Annotated in this window: 1 pseudogene; it reads right to left on the bottom strand. The window is 73.3% G+C overall.

Features of this window, described 5'->3' with window-relative positions:
- A pseudogene (locus tag D2V17_RS21210) lies at positions 1-715 on the bottom strand (chromosome segregation protein); the annotation flags it as partial.

Below are 715 nucleotides of genomic sequence, written 5' to 3' on the forward strand. Positions count from 1 at the left end.
CGGCGGGGTCGGGCAACTGGCTGAGCTTGTCCTGCGCTGCGGCGACCTCGGCTTCGGCCTGAGTTACGCGTGCGGACAGGTCGTCCCCCGCCTCGGCCAGTTCTGCGCGCCGGGCGGCAAGCCGCTCGCGCCGTGCCTCGGCTTGATCCTGCGCGCGCAGGGCCGAGCGTTCGGCCTCGGCGGCCTCGTTAACTGTGCGCTCCATCGCCACCAGTTCGCGTTGCAGCGTTGCCAAGGCCTCCTGCGTCTCGGCCTGCGCGGCTTCGGCCCGTTCCGCCGCGTTGCGCAGCGTGGGCACCTGAGCATCGAGTTCGGCAAAGCGGTTGTCCGCCTCCAGCCTCGCGGCTTCGGCGGCCCCTTCGCCGCGCGCGACAAAGCCGTCCCACCGACGCAGCGCTCCGTCGCGGGTGACCAGCCATTCGCCGGGTGCCAGCGCGCGGCCATCGTCGTTCTCGGCAAAGTGCACCAGCGCGAGCCGCGCGGTGAGCTGCTCGGGCACTTCGCCGAGGTGATGGACCAGCGATGTGGCGAGCGCGGCAGGTGCCTGCGACCCACCCCAGAACCGCCCCTCCACCTTGCCTTCGGGCGCGCCGAGCGGGGCCTTGGCATCGCGCCCCAGCACGGCGGCGAGCGCGCGTTCGTAACCCGGCTTGGCCGAGACCCGGTCGAGCGCGGCAGGAAGGCCCTTGCGCCCTGCCTGCTGCTTCGCGCGCGC

It is taken from the genome of Aurantiacibacter xanthus (genome assembly GCF_003584015.1).
Lineage (GTDB): Bacteria > Pseudomonadota > Alphaproteobacteria > Sphingomonadales > Sphingomonadaceae > Alteraurantiacibacter > Alteraurantiacibacter xanthus.